Annotated in this window: 19 protein-coding genes; 10 read left to right on the top strand and 9 right to left on the bottom strand. The window is 67.2% G+C overall.

Annotated features, from left to right (window positions below; genetic code table 11):
* Window positions 1-152 precede the first annotated feature (152 nt).
* From AB9O74_RS03460 to cml, 6 genes are all read left to right on the top strand, one after another.
* Complete coding sequence (locus AB9O74_RS03460) at window positions 153-923, top strand: hypothetical protein (RefSeq protein WP_346480909.1); 771 nt, start codon at window positions 153-155, stop codon at window positions 921-923.
* A gap of 50 nt (window positions 924-973) precedes the next feature.
* The gene (locus AB9O74_RS03455) at window positions 974-1951 is read left to right on the top strand and encodes a zinc-binding dehydrogenase (RefSeq protein ID WP_369348436.1); all 978 of its coding nucleotides are present in this window, start codon (window positions 974-976) and stop codon (window positions 1949-1951) included.
* Window positions 1952-2069: 118 nt separating this feature from the next.
* Window positions 2070-2489, top strand: a complete 420-nt coding sequence (locus AB9O74_RS03450) for a cupin domain-containing protein (protein WP_346488041.1) — start codon at window positions 2070-2072, stop codon at window positions 2487-2489.
* Window positions 2490-2566: 77 nt separating this feature from the next.
* Window positions 2567-3223 carry an SDR family oxidoreductase gene (locus AB9O74_RS03445; RefSeq protein ID WP_369348435.1) on the top strand — a complete coding sequence of 219 codons (657 nt, stop codon included), beginning with the start codon at window positions 2567-2569 and terminating at the stop codon, window positions 3221-3223.
* Window positions 3224-3299: 76 nt separating this feature from the next.
* Complete coding sequence (locus AB9O74_RS03440) at window positions 3300-4229, top strand: M14 family metallocarboxypeptidase (protein WP_369348434.1); 930 nt, start codon at window positions 3300-3302, stop codon at window positions 4227-4229.
* Between the two features lie 149 nt (window positions 4230-4378).
* Entirely contained in the window at window positions 4379-5578 is a 1200-nt protein-coding gene (gene cml, locus AB9O74_RS03435; RefSeq protein ID WP_369348433.1) for a CmlA/FloR family chloramphenicol efflux MFS transporter, read from the top strand.
* Between the two features lie 9 nt (window positions 5579-5587).
* Here the strand turns inward: cml and AB9O74_RS03430 are convergent, their stop codons facing one another.
* The gene (locus AB9O74_RS03430; RefSeq protein WP_369348432.1) at window positions 5588-6451 is read right to left on the bottom strand and encodes a LysR family transcriptional regulator; all 864 of its coding nucleotides are present in this window, start codon (window positions 6449-6451) and stop codon (window positions 5588-5590) included.
* A gap of 108 nt (window positions 6452-6559) precedes the next feature.
* Between AB9O74_RS03430 and AB9O74_RS03425 the strand changes: the two genes are divergently transcribed.
* Together AB9O74_RS03425 and AB9O74_RS03420 are read left to right on the top strand one after the other, a co-directional pair.
* Complete coding sequence (locus AB9O74_RS03425) at window positions 6560-6931, top strand: multidrug efflux SMR transporter (RefSeq protein WP_369348431.1); 372 nt, start codon at window positions 6560-6562, stop codon at window positions 6929-6931.
* On the top strand, window positions 6928-7248 hold the full coding sequence (locus AB9O74_RS03420) for a multidrug efflux SMR transporter (RefSeq protein ID WP_346477377.1): 321 nt from the start codon (window positions 6928-6930) through the stop codon (window positions 7246-7248). Before AB9O74_RS03425 ends, AB9O74_RS03420 begins: the two co-directional genes overlap by 4 nt.
* 6 nt (window positions 7249-7254) lie before the next feature.
* On the opposite strand, the gene AB9O74_RS03415 is transcribed toward AB9O74_RS03420, so the two are convergent.
* From AB9O74_RS03415 to AB9O74_RS03400, 4 genes are all read right to left on the bottom strand, one after another.
* Window positions 7255-8079 carry an oxaloacetate decarboxylase gene (locus tag AB9O74_RS03415; RefSeq protein ID WP_369348430.1) on the bottom strand — a complete coding sequence of 275 codons (825 nt, stop codon included), beginning with the start codon at window positions 8077-8079 and terminating at the stop codon, window positions 7255-7257.
* 55 nt (window positions 8080-8134) lie between these two features.
* Window positions 8135-9283, bottom strand: a complete 1149-nt coding sequence (locus AB9O74_RS03410) for an MFS transporter (protein WP_369348429.1) — start codon at window positions 9281-9283, stop codon at window positions 8135-8137.
* 12 nt (window positions 9284-9295) lie between these two features.
* A complete protein-coding gene (locus tag AB9O74_RS03405; RefSeq protein ID WP_369348428.1) occupies window positions 9296-10075 on the bottom strand; it encodes a DeoR/GlpR family DNA-binding transcription regulator in 780 nt (259 codons plus the stop codon).
* Window positions 10076-10252: 177 nt separating this feature from the next.
* Window positions 10253-11161: a LysR family transcriptional regulator gene (locus AB9O74_RS03400; RefSeq protein ID WP_346488269.1), complete on the bottom strand. Its 909-nt coding sequence runs from the start codon at window positions 11159-11161 to the stop codon at window positions 10253-10255.
* A 101-nt stretch (window positions 11162-11262) separates the two neighbouring features.
* On the opposite strand from AB9O74_RS03400, the gene AB9O74_RS03395 reads away from it, so the two are divergent.
* Together AB9O74_RS03395 and AB9O74_RS03390 are read left to right on the top strand one after the other, a co-directional pair.
* The gene (locus AB9O74_RS03395; RefSeq protein WP_369348427.1) at window positions 11263-12024 is read left to right on the top strand and encodes an SDR family NAD(P)-dependent oxidoreductase; all 762 of its coding nucleotides are present in this window, start codon (window positions 11263-11265) and stop codon (window positions 12022-12024) included.
* Window positions 12025-12241: 217 nt separating this feature from the next.
* Entirely contained in the window at window positions 12242-12553 is a 312-nt protein-coding gene (locus AB9O74_RS03390; RefSeq protein ID WP_369348426.1) for a DUF3817 domain-containing protein, read from the top strand.
* 29 nt (window positions 12554-12582) lie between these two features.
* Here AB9O74_RS03390 and AB9O74_RS03385 read toward each other — a convergent pair whose 3' ends face one another.
* The 4 genes from AB9O74_RS03385 to AB9O74_RS03370 form a co-directional block, all read right to left on the bottom strand.
* The gene (locus AB9O74_RS03385; protein WP_176988796.1) at window positions 12583-12906 is read right to left on the bottom strand and encodes a thioredoxin family protein; all 324 of its coding nucleotides are present in this window, start codon (window positions 12904-12906) and stop codon (window positions 12583-12585) included.
* Window positions 12900-13364: a flavodoxin gene (locus tag AB9O74_RS03380; RefSeq protein ID WP_369348425.1), complete on the bottom strand. Its 465-nt coding sequence runs from the start codon at window positions 13362-13364 to the stop codon at window positions 12900-12902. Before AB9O74_RS03380 ends, AB9O74_RS03385 begins: the two co-directional genes overlap by 7 nt.
* Before the next feature lie 13 nt (window positions 13365-13377).
* The gene (locus AB9O74_RS03375) at window positions 13378-14418 is read right to left on the bottom strand and encodes a ribonucleotide-diphosphate reductase subunit beta (protein WP_070425230.1); all 1041 of its coding nucleotides are present in this window, start codon (window positions 14416-14418) and stop codon (window positions 13378-13380) included.
* Between the two features lie 61 nt (window positions 14419-14479).
* Complete coding sequence (locus AB9O74_RS03370) at window positions 14480-16876, bottom strand: ribonucleoside-diphosphate reductase subunit alpha (protein WP_369348424.1); 2397 nt, start codon at window positions 16874-16876, stop codon at window positions 14480-14482.
* Window positions 16877-17114 lie beyond the last annotated feature (238 nt).

The following is a 17114-nucleotide window of genomic DNA, read 5'->3' as shown; positions in this document are numbered from 1 at the left end:
TTCCCGGGGCGGCGTTGGATGTCCACGGCCGCAATATAGCAGAGGCTATGTTAGTAAGTCTTTGCAATCTGTGGCCTCCGCGATGTGTTGTCTCCCAACGTCTTAACCCTGAACCGCGTATCGTCACCGCTCTTTTCAGCTGGAGTGGATGCATGCGTTGGATCGTGTTGTTGGCCGCATTGGCGATGCCCGTAGTGGCGTGGCTCTCACAGACCGGCATGTTCGGCCCGACCAACGGCGCAGTGTCCGACCAGTATCCGACGCTGCTGGTGGCGGCCGGGTACGCCTTCGCGATCTGGGGCGTGATCTTCCTGTGGGACGTGCTGTTCGGGTTCTGGCAGCTGCGCCTCCGCAAGCCGGACATCACCGGGGTGCGCCCGTGGGCCGCGGCGGGCTTCGCGCTCACCGCCGCCTGGATGCCGGTGTTCTCCAACCAGTGGTTCCTGCCGGCGCTGGCGATCATCTGGGCCGCCTTGCTCTGCCTGATCGTGGCCGCCTACCGCGCCTCGCCGATCACCGCTCCGGGCGGTCAGCGCGCCTGGGCCGCCTATCCGCTCGGTCTGCATGCGGGCTGGCTGTCGCTGGCGGCCTACCTCAACACTGCGCAGGTGATCGTCGCCTACCGCTGGTTGCCGACCGACAACATGCTCGGCTGGAGCCTGGTGCTGCTGGTCCTGGCCACGCTGTTGGTGCTCGTCGTGAACCAGCTGCTGCGCGGGCATTTCGCCTATCCGGCGGCCGTGATCTGGGCGCTGGCCGGTATGTACGTCAAGCAGTCCGGCTGGGATCTGCCGGGCGCCGCCAACATCGCCACCCTGGCCTTGGTGCTGATCATCATCGTGGTGATCCAGACCGTGTGGCTGCGCGTACGCGCGTACCGCCAGCCGCGCGCGATCGCCGCCGCGCACCGTCATCGTCGTTGATTCCCGTTGCAGGAGACCCCCATGAACATCGTGAAGAAGGAGCGTTGCTGATGCGCGCTGCGATCCATACCACCTTTGGTGATCCCACCCAGGTGCTGCACGGCGGCGACGTGCCGGAGCCGACCCCGGCGGCCGGCGAGGTGCGCATTCGCACCGTGCTGGCGCCCATCCACAACCACGACCTGTGGACCGTGCGCGGCCAGTACGGCTACAAGCCCGAGCTGCCGGCGATCGGTGGCAGCGAAGGGACCGGCGTGATCGACGCGCTGGGCGAGGGCGTCGAAGGCCTGAAGATTGGCCAGCGCGTCAGCGCCGCCTCGGTGCATGGCACCTGGGCCGAGTCCTTCATCGCGCCGGCACGCATGGTCATTCCGATGCCGGACAGCATCGATGACAACACCGCCGCGCAGCTGATCGCCATGCCGCTGAGCGCGCTGATGCTGCTGGAATTCCTGCAGGTGAAGCAAGGCCAGTGGATCCTCCAGAATGCAGCGAACGGCGCGGTCGGCAAGGCGCTGGCGATGCTGGCCAAGGCGCGCGGCGTGCACTGCATCAACCTGGTGCGGCGCGACGCCGGCGTGGCCGAGATGAGCGAACTCGGTATCGAACACACCATCTCCACTGCGCAGTCGGACTGGATGGCGCAGGTGCAGGCCGCGACCGGCGGCGCCTCGATCGCCGCCGCAGTCGACTCGGTCGGCGGGCGCGCGAGCAGCGAGCTGATGACGCTGCTCGGCGATGGCGGCACGCTGGTCTCGTTCGGCTCGATGACCGGCGAGCCGATGCAGCTCAGCTCGGGCGACGTGATCTTTAAGCAGGCCACGGTAAAGGGCTTCTGGGGCAGCAAGGTCAGCCAGGCCATGGCGCCGGAGGACAAGCGTCGGCTGGTCGGCGAACTGCTGCAGCTGGCCGCCCGCGGTGGATTGAGCCTGCCGGTGGACGGCGTGTTCGGGCTGGATGAGGTCGGCGATGCCGCCAAGGCCAGCCTGGAGCCGGGCCGCAACGGCAAGGTGCTGCTGCGCCCCTGATCCATTGATGAGCTGGGCTCATGACTGCATGCCGGTTGTGGCGGCTAGTCCCGGTGCGGCCGCGCGCCTACAGTGAGGGTCCGCGGCGAGCTGCGCCGTTCCTTCAGGAGATCGCGCCATGCCCACCGAAACCGCGCCCATCCGCATCACCAGCGCGGGCACCACCGCCTCGGCGGCCGGTCCGGCGGACTATTTCACCGGCAAGGTGCGCATCGATGCGCCGTTCCAGACCGATGCGCCCGCACGGGTCGGCGGAGCCACTGTCACCTTCGAGCCCGGCGCACGCACCGCGTGGCATACCCATCCGCTGGGCCAGACCCTGATCGTCACCGCGGGCGTGGGCAGCGTGCAGGAATGGGGCGAGCCCGCGCGCGAGATCCGACCCGGCGACATCGTCTGGATCCCGCCGGGCGTCAAGCACTGGCATGGCGCGAAGGCCGCTACCGCGATGACGCATATCGCGATCGCCGAAGCGGTCGACGGTTCGCCGGTGACGTGGATGGAGCAGGTCAGCGACGCGCAGTACAGCGGCGGCTGAACGACGGCGCGTGTCGGGACGGTCGTGTCACATCCGCCTGCGTACCCTTGCAGGTCGATTGAAACAGGAGAACCGTCTTGAGCACTGTCTTCATCGTCGGCGCGGCCGGCAAGGTCGGCCGTCACCTGGTCAAGCAGCTGGCCGACAAACAGCATCGCGTGATCGCACTGCATCGCCGCGCTGAGCAGGGCGCTGAACTGGAGGCCTTGGGCGCTACGCCGGTCACCGGTGATCTCACCAACACCGACGTGGCTGCACTGGCCGCGCAGATGGCCGGCAGTGACCTGGTGGTGTTCACCGCCGGTGCGGGTGGCGCAGGCGTGGAAGTGACCAACGCCATCGATGGCCGCGGCCTCGAGCTCGCGGTCGATGCCGCCCGGCAGGCGGGTGTACCTCGCTTCCTGCTGGTTTCGGCATTCCCGGAAGCGGGCCGCAACAAGGCTATGGGCGAGGGCTTCGAGAATTACATGACGGTCAAGAAGCGTGCCGATGTGTATCTGACCGCCACCGATCTGGACTGGGTGATCCTGCGTCCCGGCACCTTGAGCGATGCGCCCGGCACGGGCCGGGTCAGCGCCGGCCCGGCGATTGCGTACGGCGATATCCCACGCGCCGATGTGGCTGCCACGCTGGTCGCGCTGGTCGAGCACCCCGAGGTGCGCCGCACGATCATCGAGCTCACCGAAGGCGACCGGCCGGTGGAGGACGCCGTCGCGCAGCTTGCCCCGACGTAAGCGGGCAGCCCTGCGCGGCGATGCTGAAGGCGATGGTAAAATCGCCGTTCCACACCGCAACACAGACGAGCACGCCATGAACGACGCTTCCTTCTATCCCATCGGCACCCCCGGCCAGCCGTGGGGCGCAGCGGAGAAGGCGCAGTGGCGTGCCCGCCAGGTGCCGCAGCGGCGCTATGCTGAGGACGTGCTGCCAGCCGTCGAGGCCCTGCGCAGCCACTTCGATGTGAGCCAGTACGGCACGCTGGACTACGCGCCGGACCAGTACCCTCTGTTCGCGGTGCGCAGCCGCGACTGGAATTCGGCGCTGCCGACGATGCTGGTCACCGGCGGTATTCATGGTTACGAAACCAGTGGCGTGCAGGGCGCTCTGCAGTTCCTGCAGACCCGCGCAGGGGAGTATGCCGGCCGCTCCAATCTGCTGGTGGTGCCCTGCGTCAGCCCCTGGGGTTACGAGCGCATCCAGCGCTGGAACGCCGATGCGATCGATCCGAACCGCTCGTTCATGGCCAACAGCCCGGCGGCCGAATCCGCAGCGCTGATGTCCTTGGTCGCACCGCTGCGCGGCAGCATCGCGATGCACATCGACCTGCACGAAACCACCGACACGGATGAGACCGAATTCCGCCCGGCCCTGGCCGCACGCGACGGCAAGCCGTTCGAACCGGGGCTGATTCCCGATGGTTTCTATCTGGTCGATGACGGTGAGAACCCGCAGCCCGCGTTCCAGACCGCGGTCAATGCGGCGGTCGAGCGGGTGACCCATATCGCCCCGGCCGACGACAAGGGCGAGATCATCGGCTCGCCGGTGGTGGCGCCGGGGGTGATCGAGTATCCGCTGGAGAAACTGGGCCTGTGCGCCAGTGTCAGTGGCGCGAGGTATACCACCACCACCGAGGTGTACCCGGACAGCCCGCGTGCCACGCCACAGCAGTGCAACGACGCCCAGGTGGCGGCGATCTGCGCGGCGATCGATTACGCTATCGCACATCCAGTCGGCCGCTGATCCGGCCTGGGAGTAACTGCATGGGAAACGCCAAGTCCTCGGACGAGTAAGCCGCAACAACCCTGGTCGTTGTTGCGGCGCTCTGTCGAACGGCATTGCCTGATAGGACAGACGCTGCGCTGTGTTCTTCACTGCGCGGAGGTTTACGCATGTCTGCTCGAAATCCTGTCTGGACCCACTCCCTGCCTGCAGCGCTTCGGCTGATGGCACCGTTCGATATCCTGGCCTCGCTGGCGATGGATATCTATCTCCCCGTCGTACCCGAGATGCCGAGGGTGCTCGGCACCACGCCGGCAGTCATCCAGCTCACCCTGAGTGTCTACATGGTGCTGCTGGGCGTGGGGCAACTGCTGTTCGGCCCGCTGGCCGACCGGCTCGGCCGGCGCCCGGTCCTTCTTGGAGGAGGAGGATTGTTCGCAGTCGCCTCGATCAGCATGGCCGCCTCCTCGGACGTGCCGATGTTCATCATGTTCCGCGTGCTGCAGGCACTGGGCGCCTCCGCGATGCTGGTCGCGACCTTTGCCACCGTGCGCGACGTCTACGCCCATCGTGAAGAAGGGACGACGATCTACGCCGTGTTCAGCGCGATGCTTGCCTTCGTCCCGGCGTTGGGACCGATTCTCGGCGCGCTGCTTGCCGGGGGGTGGGGCTGGCGCGCGATTTTCATCGCTCTGGGGTTGGTTGCGTCACTTGCGCTGGCGAATGCAGCACGTGGCTGGCATGAAACCCGCCCCAGTCGGGCCGATGCGTCGCCGCGACACGTCGGGCGGGTGTTGCGCAGCCTGCGGTTCTGGACCTACACGCTGGGCTTCAGTGCCGCGATGGGCACGTTCTTCGTGTTCTTCTCCACCGCGCCGCGTGTTCTCATCGAGCGCGCGGGCTACGCACCGCTGGCCTTCAGCCTGGCGTTCGCCACGGTGGCGTTGGTGATGGTGGTCACCACCCGCTGGGTCCGTCGTGGCGTGATGCGCTGGGGCGAGGGCGGCTGCCTGGCGCGTGGCATGGGACTGCTGGTCATGGGTGCGGTCCTGCTCGTCGCCGGACAGTGGTTGGATCGGCCGTCATTCGTGACGTTCATCCTGCCGATGTGGGTGTCGGCCGTCGGCATCGTGGTCACTGTGGCGGTGACCGCCAATGGGGCGTTGAAGGCGTTCGACGACATGGCGGGCCTGGCTGTCGCGGTGTACTTCTGCGTGGAGAGCCTGCTGGTGGGTGTAGCCGGCACCGCAGTGGTGCTGGCGTTGCCCGGGGACTCGGCGTGGCCGCTGATCGTATTCCCGCTGGGGATGGCCGTCATCGTGCTGCTCGCCCTGGCGGCGTTGCAGCGCAGGGAGCAGGCCGCGTCCTGAGGGCGCGCGTCAGGGGGCCGGCAGCAGGAATTGATCCAGCAGCCACAGCGCCGCCGGCCCCAGCGGCGTCCCCTTGTGCCATACCGCATCGGTGGAGACCAGCCGCGGCCAGCCGGGCAACGGCAGTTCGATCAGCATGCCCCGGCCATAGCGCGTCACCAGCGAGCGCGGCAACGCCGCCCAGCCGAACCCGTCCTCGGCCATCTCCAGCACCATCAGGTAATCCGACGCCGACCAGGTGCGGCCGCGTGCATGGCCCTCGCGTGCGGCATCGCCGCTCAGGCAGATCTCGCGGTGGCTGGCCAGATGCGATTCGTCGGGCGCAGGCAGCGCCGCCAGCGGGTGGCCGGTGGCGACGAAGATGGCCATGTCCGCGCGCAGGGGCAGGGCGCGCACCGCCAGTTCGGACGGGTACGCCGGCTGGTGCGGGATCAGCCCGAGATGGGCGCGCCCACGTTGCACCACGTCCAACACGTCGCTGCCTTCGGCGTCCAGCCATTCCAGCTCGATATCCGGGAAGCGCTGCTCGAACCGGCGCAGCAGATGCTGGTCGGGGTTGAGCTGGTAGATATCCGAGAACACCAGGCTGAGGCGCGGCTCGACCTCGTCGGCCAGCCGGATGCTGAGCTGCTCCAGGCGATCGGCGGCGGCGAGGATTTCCTGCGCATGGCCCAGCACTTTGCGCCCGTCTTCGGTCAGGACCGGATAGCGGCCGCTGCGATCGAACAGGGTGAGGCCCAGGTCGGCCTCCAGCGTGGCGATCGCGGTGCTGATGGTCGATTGGGTCTTCTTCAGGCGGCGGGCGGCGGCGGAGAACGAGCCGAGTGCGGAGGCTTCGACGAAGGCGTGCAGGGATTCGGGGCCGTAGCGCATGGATGTATCGCCTTTGTCGATGGATTCCATCTTTGGAGTGATGGAAAAGGCGATGATAATGTGGGCGCCGCTCGGGTGTCATCCCCGGCCGCAATCAAGGAGCTTTCCATGCACACACAGGTGCATTCGCAATCCCGTGCCCGTGGCGGTCTGATCGCCTGGGCCTGCCTGACCGTGGCGATCGTCGCCGAAGTGGTCGGTACCTCGTTCATGGCCGATGCCGCCCGTCATGGCGGCCATCTCGGCTATGTCGTGATGGCCGTTGCCCTGGCCATTTCGTATTACTTCCTGGCACTGTCGGTGCGCGGCATCGCGGTCGGTGTGGCCTACGCGGTGTGGGAGGGCCTCGGCCTGACCCTGCTCACGCTGGTCGGCATGTTCGTGTTCAAGGACAGCCTCTCGGTGCAGCAGATGATCGGGCTGGTGATGGCGGCGGCCGGCATCGTCTGCGTCACCCTCGGTGAGGAGCACACGTCATGAATCTCACTGCGTTCCTGTTCGTGCTGTGCTCGGCGCTGATCGACATCGCCGCCAACATGATGGTCGCCAAGTCCGATGGCTTCCGTAAGCCGGCGTGGGGCGTTGCCGCGATCGGGCTGGTCTGGATTGCCTTCGCGTTGCTCGGCCAGGCGGTCAAGACCATGGACCTGGCCACGGCCTATGCGATGTGGGGCGCCATCGGGGTGATCGGCACGGCCCTCTGCGGGCGCGTGCTGTTCGGCAACCGCCTCCGCCCGATCGGCTGGGTGGGGATCGCGCTGGTCACCGGTGCGGTGGTGGTGCTGTCCAGCCACTGAGTTTGATCAGCGGAACAACTGATTCAACACCGCCCCGGAGGCCGCGTCGGCGAACCCGTCGAAGCGGCCCTCGTCCATCAGCAACTGCGAGGCGCGCATCATGCCGCCCCAGGCCGTACGCGCCATCGCACCGCCCACGCTGACCCGGCGCACGCCCATGCCGGCGATGTCCTGCAGGGTGAAGGGCAGTGCGCTGCCGACCAGCAGGTTGACCGGACGCGGCGCCACCGCAGCCACGACGGCCTCGATCTGTTCGCGGGTGCTGATGCCCGGCGCGTAAAGACAGTCCGCGCCGGCGTCGGCATAGGCCCGCAGGCGGGTGATTGCATCGTCCAGATCCGGGCGGCCGACGAAGAAGTTCTCGGCGCGGCCGATCAACAGCACGTCCTCGCCGGATGCGTCGATCGCACGGCGTGCGGCCCGTACCCGTGCGACGGCATCCTCCAGCGTGCGCAGCGGATGGGCGGGATCGGGGCCGGCGTCTTCGATGGAAATGCCCGCCACCCCGGTGGCGATGGCGCGGGTGACGTTGCTGCCGACATCCTCCAGCGTGCCGAAGCCATCGCCGAAATCGGCATTCAAGGGGAGCGGGGTCGCGGCGGCCACGCTGTGCAGATGCGCGAGCGTTTCGTCCAGGGTCAGCGTGCCATCGGCCTGCGCCTGGCTCCACGCATAGCCGGAGCTGGTCGAGGCCAGCGCATGGAAGCCGAGGCTGTGCAGGTAGCGTGCGCTGCCGGCATCCCACGGATTGGGCAGCACGAAGCAGCCGTCCTCATGCAGTGCGCGGAAGGCCGCGCGGCGCGGGCGGGGATCGAAGGGCAGGGCCGTCATGGTGCGCATCCGGTGGGCAGTGGACCGATGGTAACGCCATCGTCCGGCACGCCCGTCAGGCCTTCACCCACCGCGCGCACAGCCCCACCAGCACCAGCGTCACCGCCACCGCGCTGAAGGCGAACACCAGGCTGCTGGCCTGCGCAACGAAACCGATCAGCGCCGGGCCGGCCAACACGCCTGCATAGCCGAGCGTGGTGATTGCCGGGATGGCCAGGCTTTCCGGCATGACCTTCTGGTTGCCCGCCATCGAGAACAGCGCCGGGACGATGTTCGCGCAGCCGAGGCCGACCAACGCATACCCGCACAGGGCCAGCGGCATCCAGGTCGCAAACGTCGCCAGGGCGAAGCCCGACGCCGCCACCAGGCTGCCGATCAGGATCGAACGGTGGCGGCCGAGCCGGGCCACGACGCCGTCGCCGACCAGCCGGGTCACGGTCATCGCGATGGCGAAGGCCAGATACCCCAGGCCGGCGCGGGAGGGGTCGACCTGCTGCACTTCATGCAGGAACACCGCGCTCCAGTCGAGCACCGAGCCCTCGGCCAGGAACGCCACGAAACACAGCACGCCGATCGCCAGCACCACCCCGTGCGGCACCGCGAACATCGGCGCATCGCTGGGGGCCTTGTCGGTCCGCCAGTACGGCAGCGAGATCGCCAGCAGCGCCGCCATCACCGCCGAGGCCAGCAGGCACACCAGCCACGGCGGCAGGTGGACCGCAAGCAGGCCGGTCATCGCGCCGGCACCGACCGCGCCGCCGATGCTGTAGAAGGCGTGGAAGCCGGACATCATCGGCCGGCCGCTGTCGCGCTCGACCATGATCGCCTGCATGTTCATCACGCAATCGCAGGCGCCCACGCCGGCACCGAACACGAACAGCACCGCCCCCAACGTCAGCGGCGAGGGCGCGATGGCGAGCAGGGGCAGGGTGGCGATCACCATCACCAGCGTGGCGATCATCACCGCACGGCAGCCGTGGCGTGCGGCGAGCATCCCGGCGATCGGCATCGCCAGCAGTGAACCGGCGCCCAGGCACAGCAGCACCAGGCCCAGCGAGCCTTCATCCAGGCCCGTGCGGTTCTTGGCGAACGGCACCAGCGGCGCCCAGGCGGCGGTGGCGAAGCCGGGCAGGAAGAAGGCGGCGCGGGTGGCGTGCTGCTGGCCACGGGCGAGGAGGGACGAAGAAGCAGAAAGCGTCGACATGGATTCCGGACCTCAGTGCTGCGCGGCGTGCTGGAGGGAGACACCGCGGCGCTCGAACGCCGCGACCTGTGCCGCTGGCGCGTCCGCTTCCACGACCAGCAGGTCGATCTGGTCCACATCGCCGATCCGGTGCGCGGCCTGCGCGCCCAGCTTGTCGTTGGTGGCGACGACCACGCAGCGGCTGCTGGCGGCAATCAGGGCGCGCTTGAGTGTCGCCTCCTCGCCATCCACCGCCCAGATGCCCGCCTCGGCATCCACCGCGCAGGTGCCGACAAAGCACACGTCCACGCGCAATGCACGGATCGCGTCCAGTGCCTGCGCGCCCACGGTCGCGCCGATGCGCGGGTCCATGCGGCCGCCGATCAGCGTGACCTCGATGCCCGGGCGGCTCATCAACGCCAGCGCGATATCCGGGGCGTTGGTCACCACGCGAATGCCCTGATGCTCGGGCAGGCAGGTGGCGAACGCCGTGTTGGTCGAGCCGGCGTCGAGGAAGACCAGCTCGCCGGGCAGCACCTGGGCGGCCGCGATACGCCCCAGGGCGCGCTTGCGCTCGTGGTCCTTTTCGTGGCGCTCGGCCAGCGCCGGGAACGTCGGGGTCGCCGGCAGCGCACCGCCATGTACCTTGCGGCACAGGCCCTGCGCGGCCAGCTCGCGCAGGTCGCGGCGGATCGAGTCTTCCGAGACCTGCAGCTCGACGGCGAGCTGCGCCGACATCACGCGGCCGTGTTCGCGCAGCAGGCGCAGGATGGTCTGTTGGCGTTCGCCCGGCAGGGCGTCCTGGGTGGTCATGGGTAACCTCGGGTCAGGGCGGAGGCAATCCATCGCGCTGCATGAATGTGCAGCTATGTGCGTTGGAGTGCCTGTATGTGGTCCGCACTGTAGCAGAGTCTGCCGCTTTGTCTGCTTAAATATGCACGTATATGCCGATATCTGCTGGATCGTTCAGCTGGCACTCGTGCCTCCCGCTCATGCCATCGGCAACAGCTCCGGCCGGATCACCGCCGCCGCCCAATCCATGAACGCGGCCACCCGGCGCGGCAGATGACGGCGCTGGGCATACAGCAGCGTGACCGGCATGGGCTCGGCCTTCACCCCGGTGAGAATCTCCACCAGCGTGCCCGCCGCCAGGGCCTGGCGGACGCCCAGTCGTGGCACCTGGATGATGCCCAGCCCGGCCAGCGCCGCCGCGGTGTATCCATCGCCGCTGTTGACCGTCACCGCGCCCCCCATCGGCAGGCTGCGATAGACCTCACCGTCGGGGTACTCGAACCCGGGCGAGCGCTGGCCCAGGGTGCCGACGTAGTGGATCAGGGCGTGGCCGGCCAGGTCGTCCAGCGTCGTGGGTGTACCGCGCGCGGCCAGATACGCTGGGCTGGCGCAGTTGATGATCGGCAGATGCCCGAGTGGGCGGGCGACCAGCGTGTTGTCATCCAGCGGGCCGACCCGCAGCACGCAGTCGAAGCCTTCGCGGATCAGATCGACGCGGCGGTCGGTACCGCTCAGCTCGATCTCCACCCCCGGATGCCGGGCCAGGAAATCCGGCAGCTGAGGAATCACCAGTTGCCTGGCCAGCCCACTGGACATGTCCACGCGCAGGCGGCCCTTCAACTGGCTGGTATCGATCCGGAACATGCCCTGCAGGTCGTCCATCTCGTGCAGCAGATCGTGCGCGCGCGCCTGGAACTGGGCGCCATCGGCGGTTAGCTGCACCCGGCGCGTGGTCCGGTGCAGCAGCTGCACGCCCACTTCCGCTTCCAGCCGTTGCACGGCGAGGGACACACTGGCCTTGGGCAGGCCGAGGCTGTCGGCCGCGCCGGTGAACGAGCCCAGTTCGGCAACCCGGAGGAAGCAGCGCAGTTGATCGAGGCGATCCATGGATTGTTTGCGAAGTATGGACAGTCAAATCAGCATCCGCTGATTTATGCCGGTCTGCAATGCCAATACGCTGACCTCCCTTATCCAAGCAGGTGACTGACATGCGCAACGCACGCCGAATCGTTCTGATCACCGGCGGCAGCCGTGGCCTCGGCCGCAATGCCGCCCTCGCGCTGGCCGCCGATGGCGCGGACATCGTGCTCACCTACCGCAGCCAGGCCGAGGCCGCCCAGCAAGTTGTCACCCAGATCGAGGCGCTGGGGCGTCGCGCTGCGGCCGTTCCGCTGGACATGGCCGACAGCGCCGGGTTTGCTGCCTTCGCCGGCCAGGTCCGCACCGTGCTGGACGGGTGGGGCGAGACCCACCTGCAGGGTCTGCTCAACAACGCCGGCGAAGGGCTGCACGCGATGATTGCCGACACCACGGTCGCGCAGTTCGACGCGCTGGTCGCCGTGCATCTGAAGGGCCCGTACTTCCTGACGCAGGCGTTGTTGCCGCTGCTCGCCGACGGCGGCCGCATCCTCAACGTCTCCAGCGGACTGGCGCGCTTCTCGCTGCCGGGCAGCTCGGCCTACGCGATGATGAAGGGCGGCATCGAAGTGTTCACCCGCTACCTCGCGAAGGAGCTTGGCGCACGTGGCATCAGCGCCAACACACTCGCACCGGGCGCGATCGAAACCGACTTCGGTGGCGGCCGCGTGCGCGACGATGCGCAGGTCAACGCGATGGTGTCCTCGATCACCGCAATGGGCCGGCCGGGCAAGCCCGATGACATCGGCCCGGTGGCGGTCGCACTGCTGTCGCCGCAGACCGCATGGGTCAACGCGCAGCGGGTGGAGGCATCGGGCGGCATGTTTGTCTGAAGGTCTTGCGGCGGCGCTGCGACCGCCCGCGTCGACATCGGTGGGGCACGACCTAAACGGTGGGCCACGCCCTAAACGGTGGGTCACGACCGTTGGTCGTGACGCCCTCGAGCATGGCTGAGAATGATTCGCATCACTCGCCGTCACTGGCTATGATGCGGGTCCTTTCCGTTACGACCCCGAGCCTCTCTTGAAGCATGCGTCGCCAATCAGCCCTATGGGCCGCGTATTCGCCACGGTCGCCTTCGTTGAAGCCTTGACCTGGGCCGGCCTGTTGATCGGCATGTACTTCAAGTACCAGGCGGCCGATCCGACGCCGGTCGGGGTCAAGCTCTTCGGGCCCGTGCACGGCGTGGCCTTCATGGTCTATGTGGTCGTCTCGGTGCTCGCCGCCATCCGTCTGCGCTGGCCCTGGTGGGCGGCACTGCTGGCGCTGGCCGCGGCGGTCCCGCCGCTGGTCACGCTGCCGCTGGAGTGGTGGTTCAAGCGTCGCGGGCTGTTGTCGGCGCCGATCGCACGCACGCGCTGAAGCCCGCACCAGACGATCCCCTGCGCGCGTCACCCAGCGCCGAGCACGCCGAGAATCTGCTTCGGCGACTGGAATCCCGCCAGCCGCGCGGTTTCGTGACCGTCGCGGACCACCAGCAACGTGGGGGTCTGGCGCAGCCCGAGCTCGCGGAACAATCCCTCTCCAACCGTTTCGAGTCTCACCTTCAGCAGGGTCATGCCAGCGTCTTGAATCGCGCCGGCAACACTTGCCAGCGACATCTCCAGCATCCGGCATCCCGGGCAGTCGTCCTTGTGGAAGTCCACCAGCAGGGCGGGATGTTCGCGCAGGGCGGCGTGGTAATCCTCGGGGGTCTGGGCGTGCAGGGTCAGCATGTCGTCGTGCTCGTGGTAGGGGCCAACACGGTGTCGGTCCAGTGGTGGATGGCGTGGGTATCCTCGGCGCCGTGCGGCATCTGCTCGATTTCGAGCACCGGGCAGCGCGAGGTGAAGAACCGCGCCAGCCGATGCGCGGCGCCGCAGTAGTACTCCTCGCCCCATTGGGTCTCGCCGGTGCCGAACACCGCCACCGGGAACGGCAGCGGCAATCCGAAGCGGTCACGCAGCGCGGCGACGCAGTCCTTCATTTCCGACGGGGTACGCCCGGCGTTGTCGGTCCAGGAACCGAGCAGGCAGAGGGTCGGTGCCGCGTCCGCCAGTACGGCGGCCACGTCGCCGGCATCGACGTCGAGCCAGTCCACGTGATGCCCCAGCGCTTCGCAGCGCGCCCGGATCAGCGTCGCCACCTCCCGGGTGTTGCCGCTCAGCGAGGCGAAAGCCAGCAGGATCTGCATCTGCCCGGGCGCCTTATAGATCGTCGAAGCCATTGTCCGAATTGGTCTTCTTGTAGCTGGCGTTGCGCATCTCAAAGAAGTCGGTCTTGGTTTCGGTGAAATTGTCGGCGTACGCCTTGATCCACGGCATCACGTTGACGTTGGTCTCGCTGTACAGTTTCTCGATGCCGAGCATGCCGGCCATCTTGTTGGCGCGGTACTTCACGTAGCGGATCATCTCGTCCACGTCGATGCCGTCGATGCCATCGAGCACTTCACCGGTCCAGCGCGTCTCCAGCTGGATGGCGTGCTCGAAGGCTTCATGCACATAGGCGGTCAGCTGCTCGCCCTGCAGGGCCGGGTTCTCGCCGATGATCGCGCGGATCAGTTCGCTGATGAACTTGGTGTGGGCCAGCTCGTCGCGGTTGATGAAGCTGATGATCTTGCCGGTGCCGGTCATGCGATTCTGGCGGACCAGGTTGTAGAAGAACGCGAACCCGGAATAGAAGTTGATGCCTTCCAGGATCGAGGACTGGATCAGCGCACGGATCAGCGTCTCGGCGGTCTTCTCGCGCATGAAGTCGTCGTAGGACTGCATGATTGGCGCGTTGCGGGCGAGGATGGTCGGGTGGGTGCGGGCGATCTCGAAGACGCGGTTCTGGTCGGCCAGGCCGGCGATGGAGGCCAGCACGTAGCTGTAGCTCTCGTTGTGGATCACCTCCTGCTGGCCGATGATCGCGGCATTGGCGTGCGCGGCGGGATCGGTAATGTACTCGGCGACGTTGTAGATGAAGCGCGTCTGCGGCGAGTCCAGCGTGGCGAGCAGGCCGATGATGGAGTCGTAGGCGTTCTTCTCGCGGGCGTTGAGCTCACCGTACTGGCGTGCGTCGCCCTTCATGTCGACTTCGTCGGGAATCCAGAAGTTGGTCGAGAGCTCCTTGTACGCCCGGTAGAAGGATGGGTAGGGGATGTCGTTCCAGTTGAGGATGCCGCTGGTGCGGCCGTTGATGATGCCGGTGGAGCGGTTGGGGTGGCGCGGTTCGAGGATCTTGATGCGTTCGAGGGGGATGGCCATGGGGTGTGTCCTTGGTTCTTTGCGGGCGGTGCGGCGGTGCGGGGCTGACGACCAACGGTCGTCAGCTACCACACCATTCGCACTCGCTTATGTCGATGTCGTTCGAGCGCACGTAGTAGGTCGTCTTCAGGCCCTCGCGCCAGGCGCTCATGTGCAGCGCGAGCAGGGTGCTGGCGCGGATGGTGCTGGGCACGTAGAGGTTGAAGCTGATCGACTGGTCCACATGGCGCTGGCGACGGGCGTTCTGGCGGATGCTGGCGAACTGGTCCACCCGGTACGCGCCTTTCTCGTAGTACGGGTAGGTGTCCAGTGACAGCCCCGGTGCGGCGACCGGGCGGCGGAAGTCCTTCTTTTCTTCGTAGTAGAACGCGCCGTATACCGGGTCGATCGAGGCCGTGGAGCCGGCGATCTGGGCGGTGCTCATGTTCGGGGCGACCGCCATCAGCCAGCCATTGCGCAGGCCGTTGACCCCCACCTGCGCCGCCAGTTCGCGCCAGGCCGGGCTGACGTAGCCCCGGGCACGGAAGTACTCGCCGTTCTGCCAGTCGCTGCCGACGAAGGCGCTGTAGCGGCCCTTTTCCTTGGCCAACGTCATGCTGGCCTGGATGGTCAGGTAGTTGATGCGCTCGTACAGGCTGTCCGCATAGTCCTCTGCCTGGGTCGAGTTCCACTCGATCTGCTGCAGGGCCAGCAGGTGATGCCAGCCGAACGTGCCCAGGCCGATCGCGCGGTACTTGCGGTTGGTGATGGTCGCCTGCGGCACCGGCAGCTGGTTGAGGTCGATCACGTTGTCCAGCATCCGCACCTGGATCGGCACCAGGCGCTCCAGCACGTCGGTGGTCAGCAGGTCCGGGGCGGCCGTGACCGCGCGGCCCAGGTTGATCGAGGACAGGTTGCACACCACGAAATCGCCGGCCTGTTTGGTCGTCACGATCTGGTCGCCGCTGATCATCTCCTGGATCATGCGGGTGGGGCTCATGTTCTGCAGGATCTCCGTGCACAGGTTGCTGGAGTAGATGCTGCCGGCATGCTTGTTCGGGTTCATCCGGTTCACTTCATCCCGGTAGAACATGAAGGGATTGCCGGTCTCCAGCTGGCTGACCATGATCCGCTTGAACAGGTCGATGGCCTTGATCGTGCGCCGGCTGATGCGCTCGTCGGCCACCACTTCCTCGTACTTCTCACGGAAGCTGCCCTGGCCGCGCTGCTCATCGTGGAAGTCCTGCAGGTACCAACCCTTGATCCGCTTCACCTCATACGGATCGAACAGATACCAGTCACCCCGCCGCTCGACCGCCTCCATGAACAGGTCCGGCAGGCACACCGAGGTGAACACATCGTGCGCGCGTAGGCGCTGGTCGCCGTTGTTCAGGCGCAGATCGAGGAAGGCTTCGATGTCGCGGTGCCAGACATCCAGGTACACCGCGATCGCGCCCTTGCGCTGGCCCAGCTGATCCACGCTTACCGCGGTGTTGTTGAGCTGCTTGATCCACGGCACCACGCCGCCGGAGGAGTTCGCCACGCCTCGGATCGAAGAACCGGCGGAGCGCACATACCCCAGATAGGCGCCCACGCCACCGCCGTGTTTGGAGACGCGCGCCACGTCGGTGTTGGAGTCGTAGATGCCCTGCAGGCTGTCGTCCACCGTATCGATGAAGCACGACGACAGCTGGCCGCCCACCTTGCCGGCATTGGCCAGCGTCGGCGTCGCCACCGTCATGTACAGGTTGGACAGCGCCCAGTACGCCTCGCGCACCAGCAGCATGCGCCGCCGCCGTGAGCGCTCGCCGTGCTCGTGTTCGTGCTGCATCAGGTACAGCGCGATGGTCAGCCAGCGTTCCTGCGGCAGCTCATACACCGCACGCGAATGATCGGTGGCGAGATAGCGGGTGGCCAGCAGATACAGGCCGTTGTAGGCGAACAGGGTGTCGCGCTCGGGCTCGATCATCTGCCCGGCTTCCTCCAGTTCGTCCTTGGAATAGGCCTTGAGGATATCGATCGAGTACACGTTGCGATCGGCCAGGCTCTCCTGCAGACCCACGTAGGAGCCGTACTTCAGCGTGGCATCGTAGAAGCGGTTCTTGCTGGCGCGCTTGTACAGGCGGCGCAGGTAGAGCCGGGCGGCGAAGTGTTCCCAGTCGGGCGCGGTGAGATCGATGCGCGATTCCGCCTCGCGGATCAGCAGGTCCACCATCTCATCGGCGCTGAGCTGTTGCCTGCGTGCGATCTGCCCGAGCACGCTGCGCAGGTAGTCGCCCACGTCCAGCTGCGGGAACTCGGCGTGCACGCTGTGCACGGTCCGCTCCAGTCGCCCCTGGTCGAACGGCATGCGCCGGTTGCCGCCTTCCTTGGTGATCCACAGCGTTTCATTGGCGGTGGCCGCATCAAAGGCGGTATCGGTGGGCGGGGTGAGGGTCGAGGCGACGGTGTCGTCGATGTTCATGCGATCTCCTTGCATGGCGCAGTGCCCAGCAGGCGGCGCGGCAGAGCCGAGCGGCAGCCGGACAGAAGGCGTGTTGGGTGGGCAGGCCCTGCGTGTGCAGGAATACGTCGCCAGAGGCTCACATCGGTGGCGACGGGCCTTGCTTCCAGGCGCCGGTCAGGTGGTACGACGGGGCGTTCAAGAGCAACGCGGCGTCGAGACGGTGCACCGGGCCTGGCGGAAGCGGGGAGCCGATGGACACAACATAGTGGGG

It is taken from the genome of Stenotrophomonas sp. JAG2, assembly GCF_041080745.1.
Lineage (GTDB): Bacteria > Pseudomonadota > Gammaproteobacteria > Xanthomonadales > Xanthomonadaceae > Stenotrophomonas > Stenotrophomonas maltophilia_AA.
This window is presented reverse-complemented; position numbering and strand designations above follow the sequence as displayed.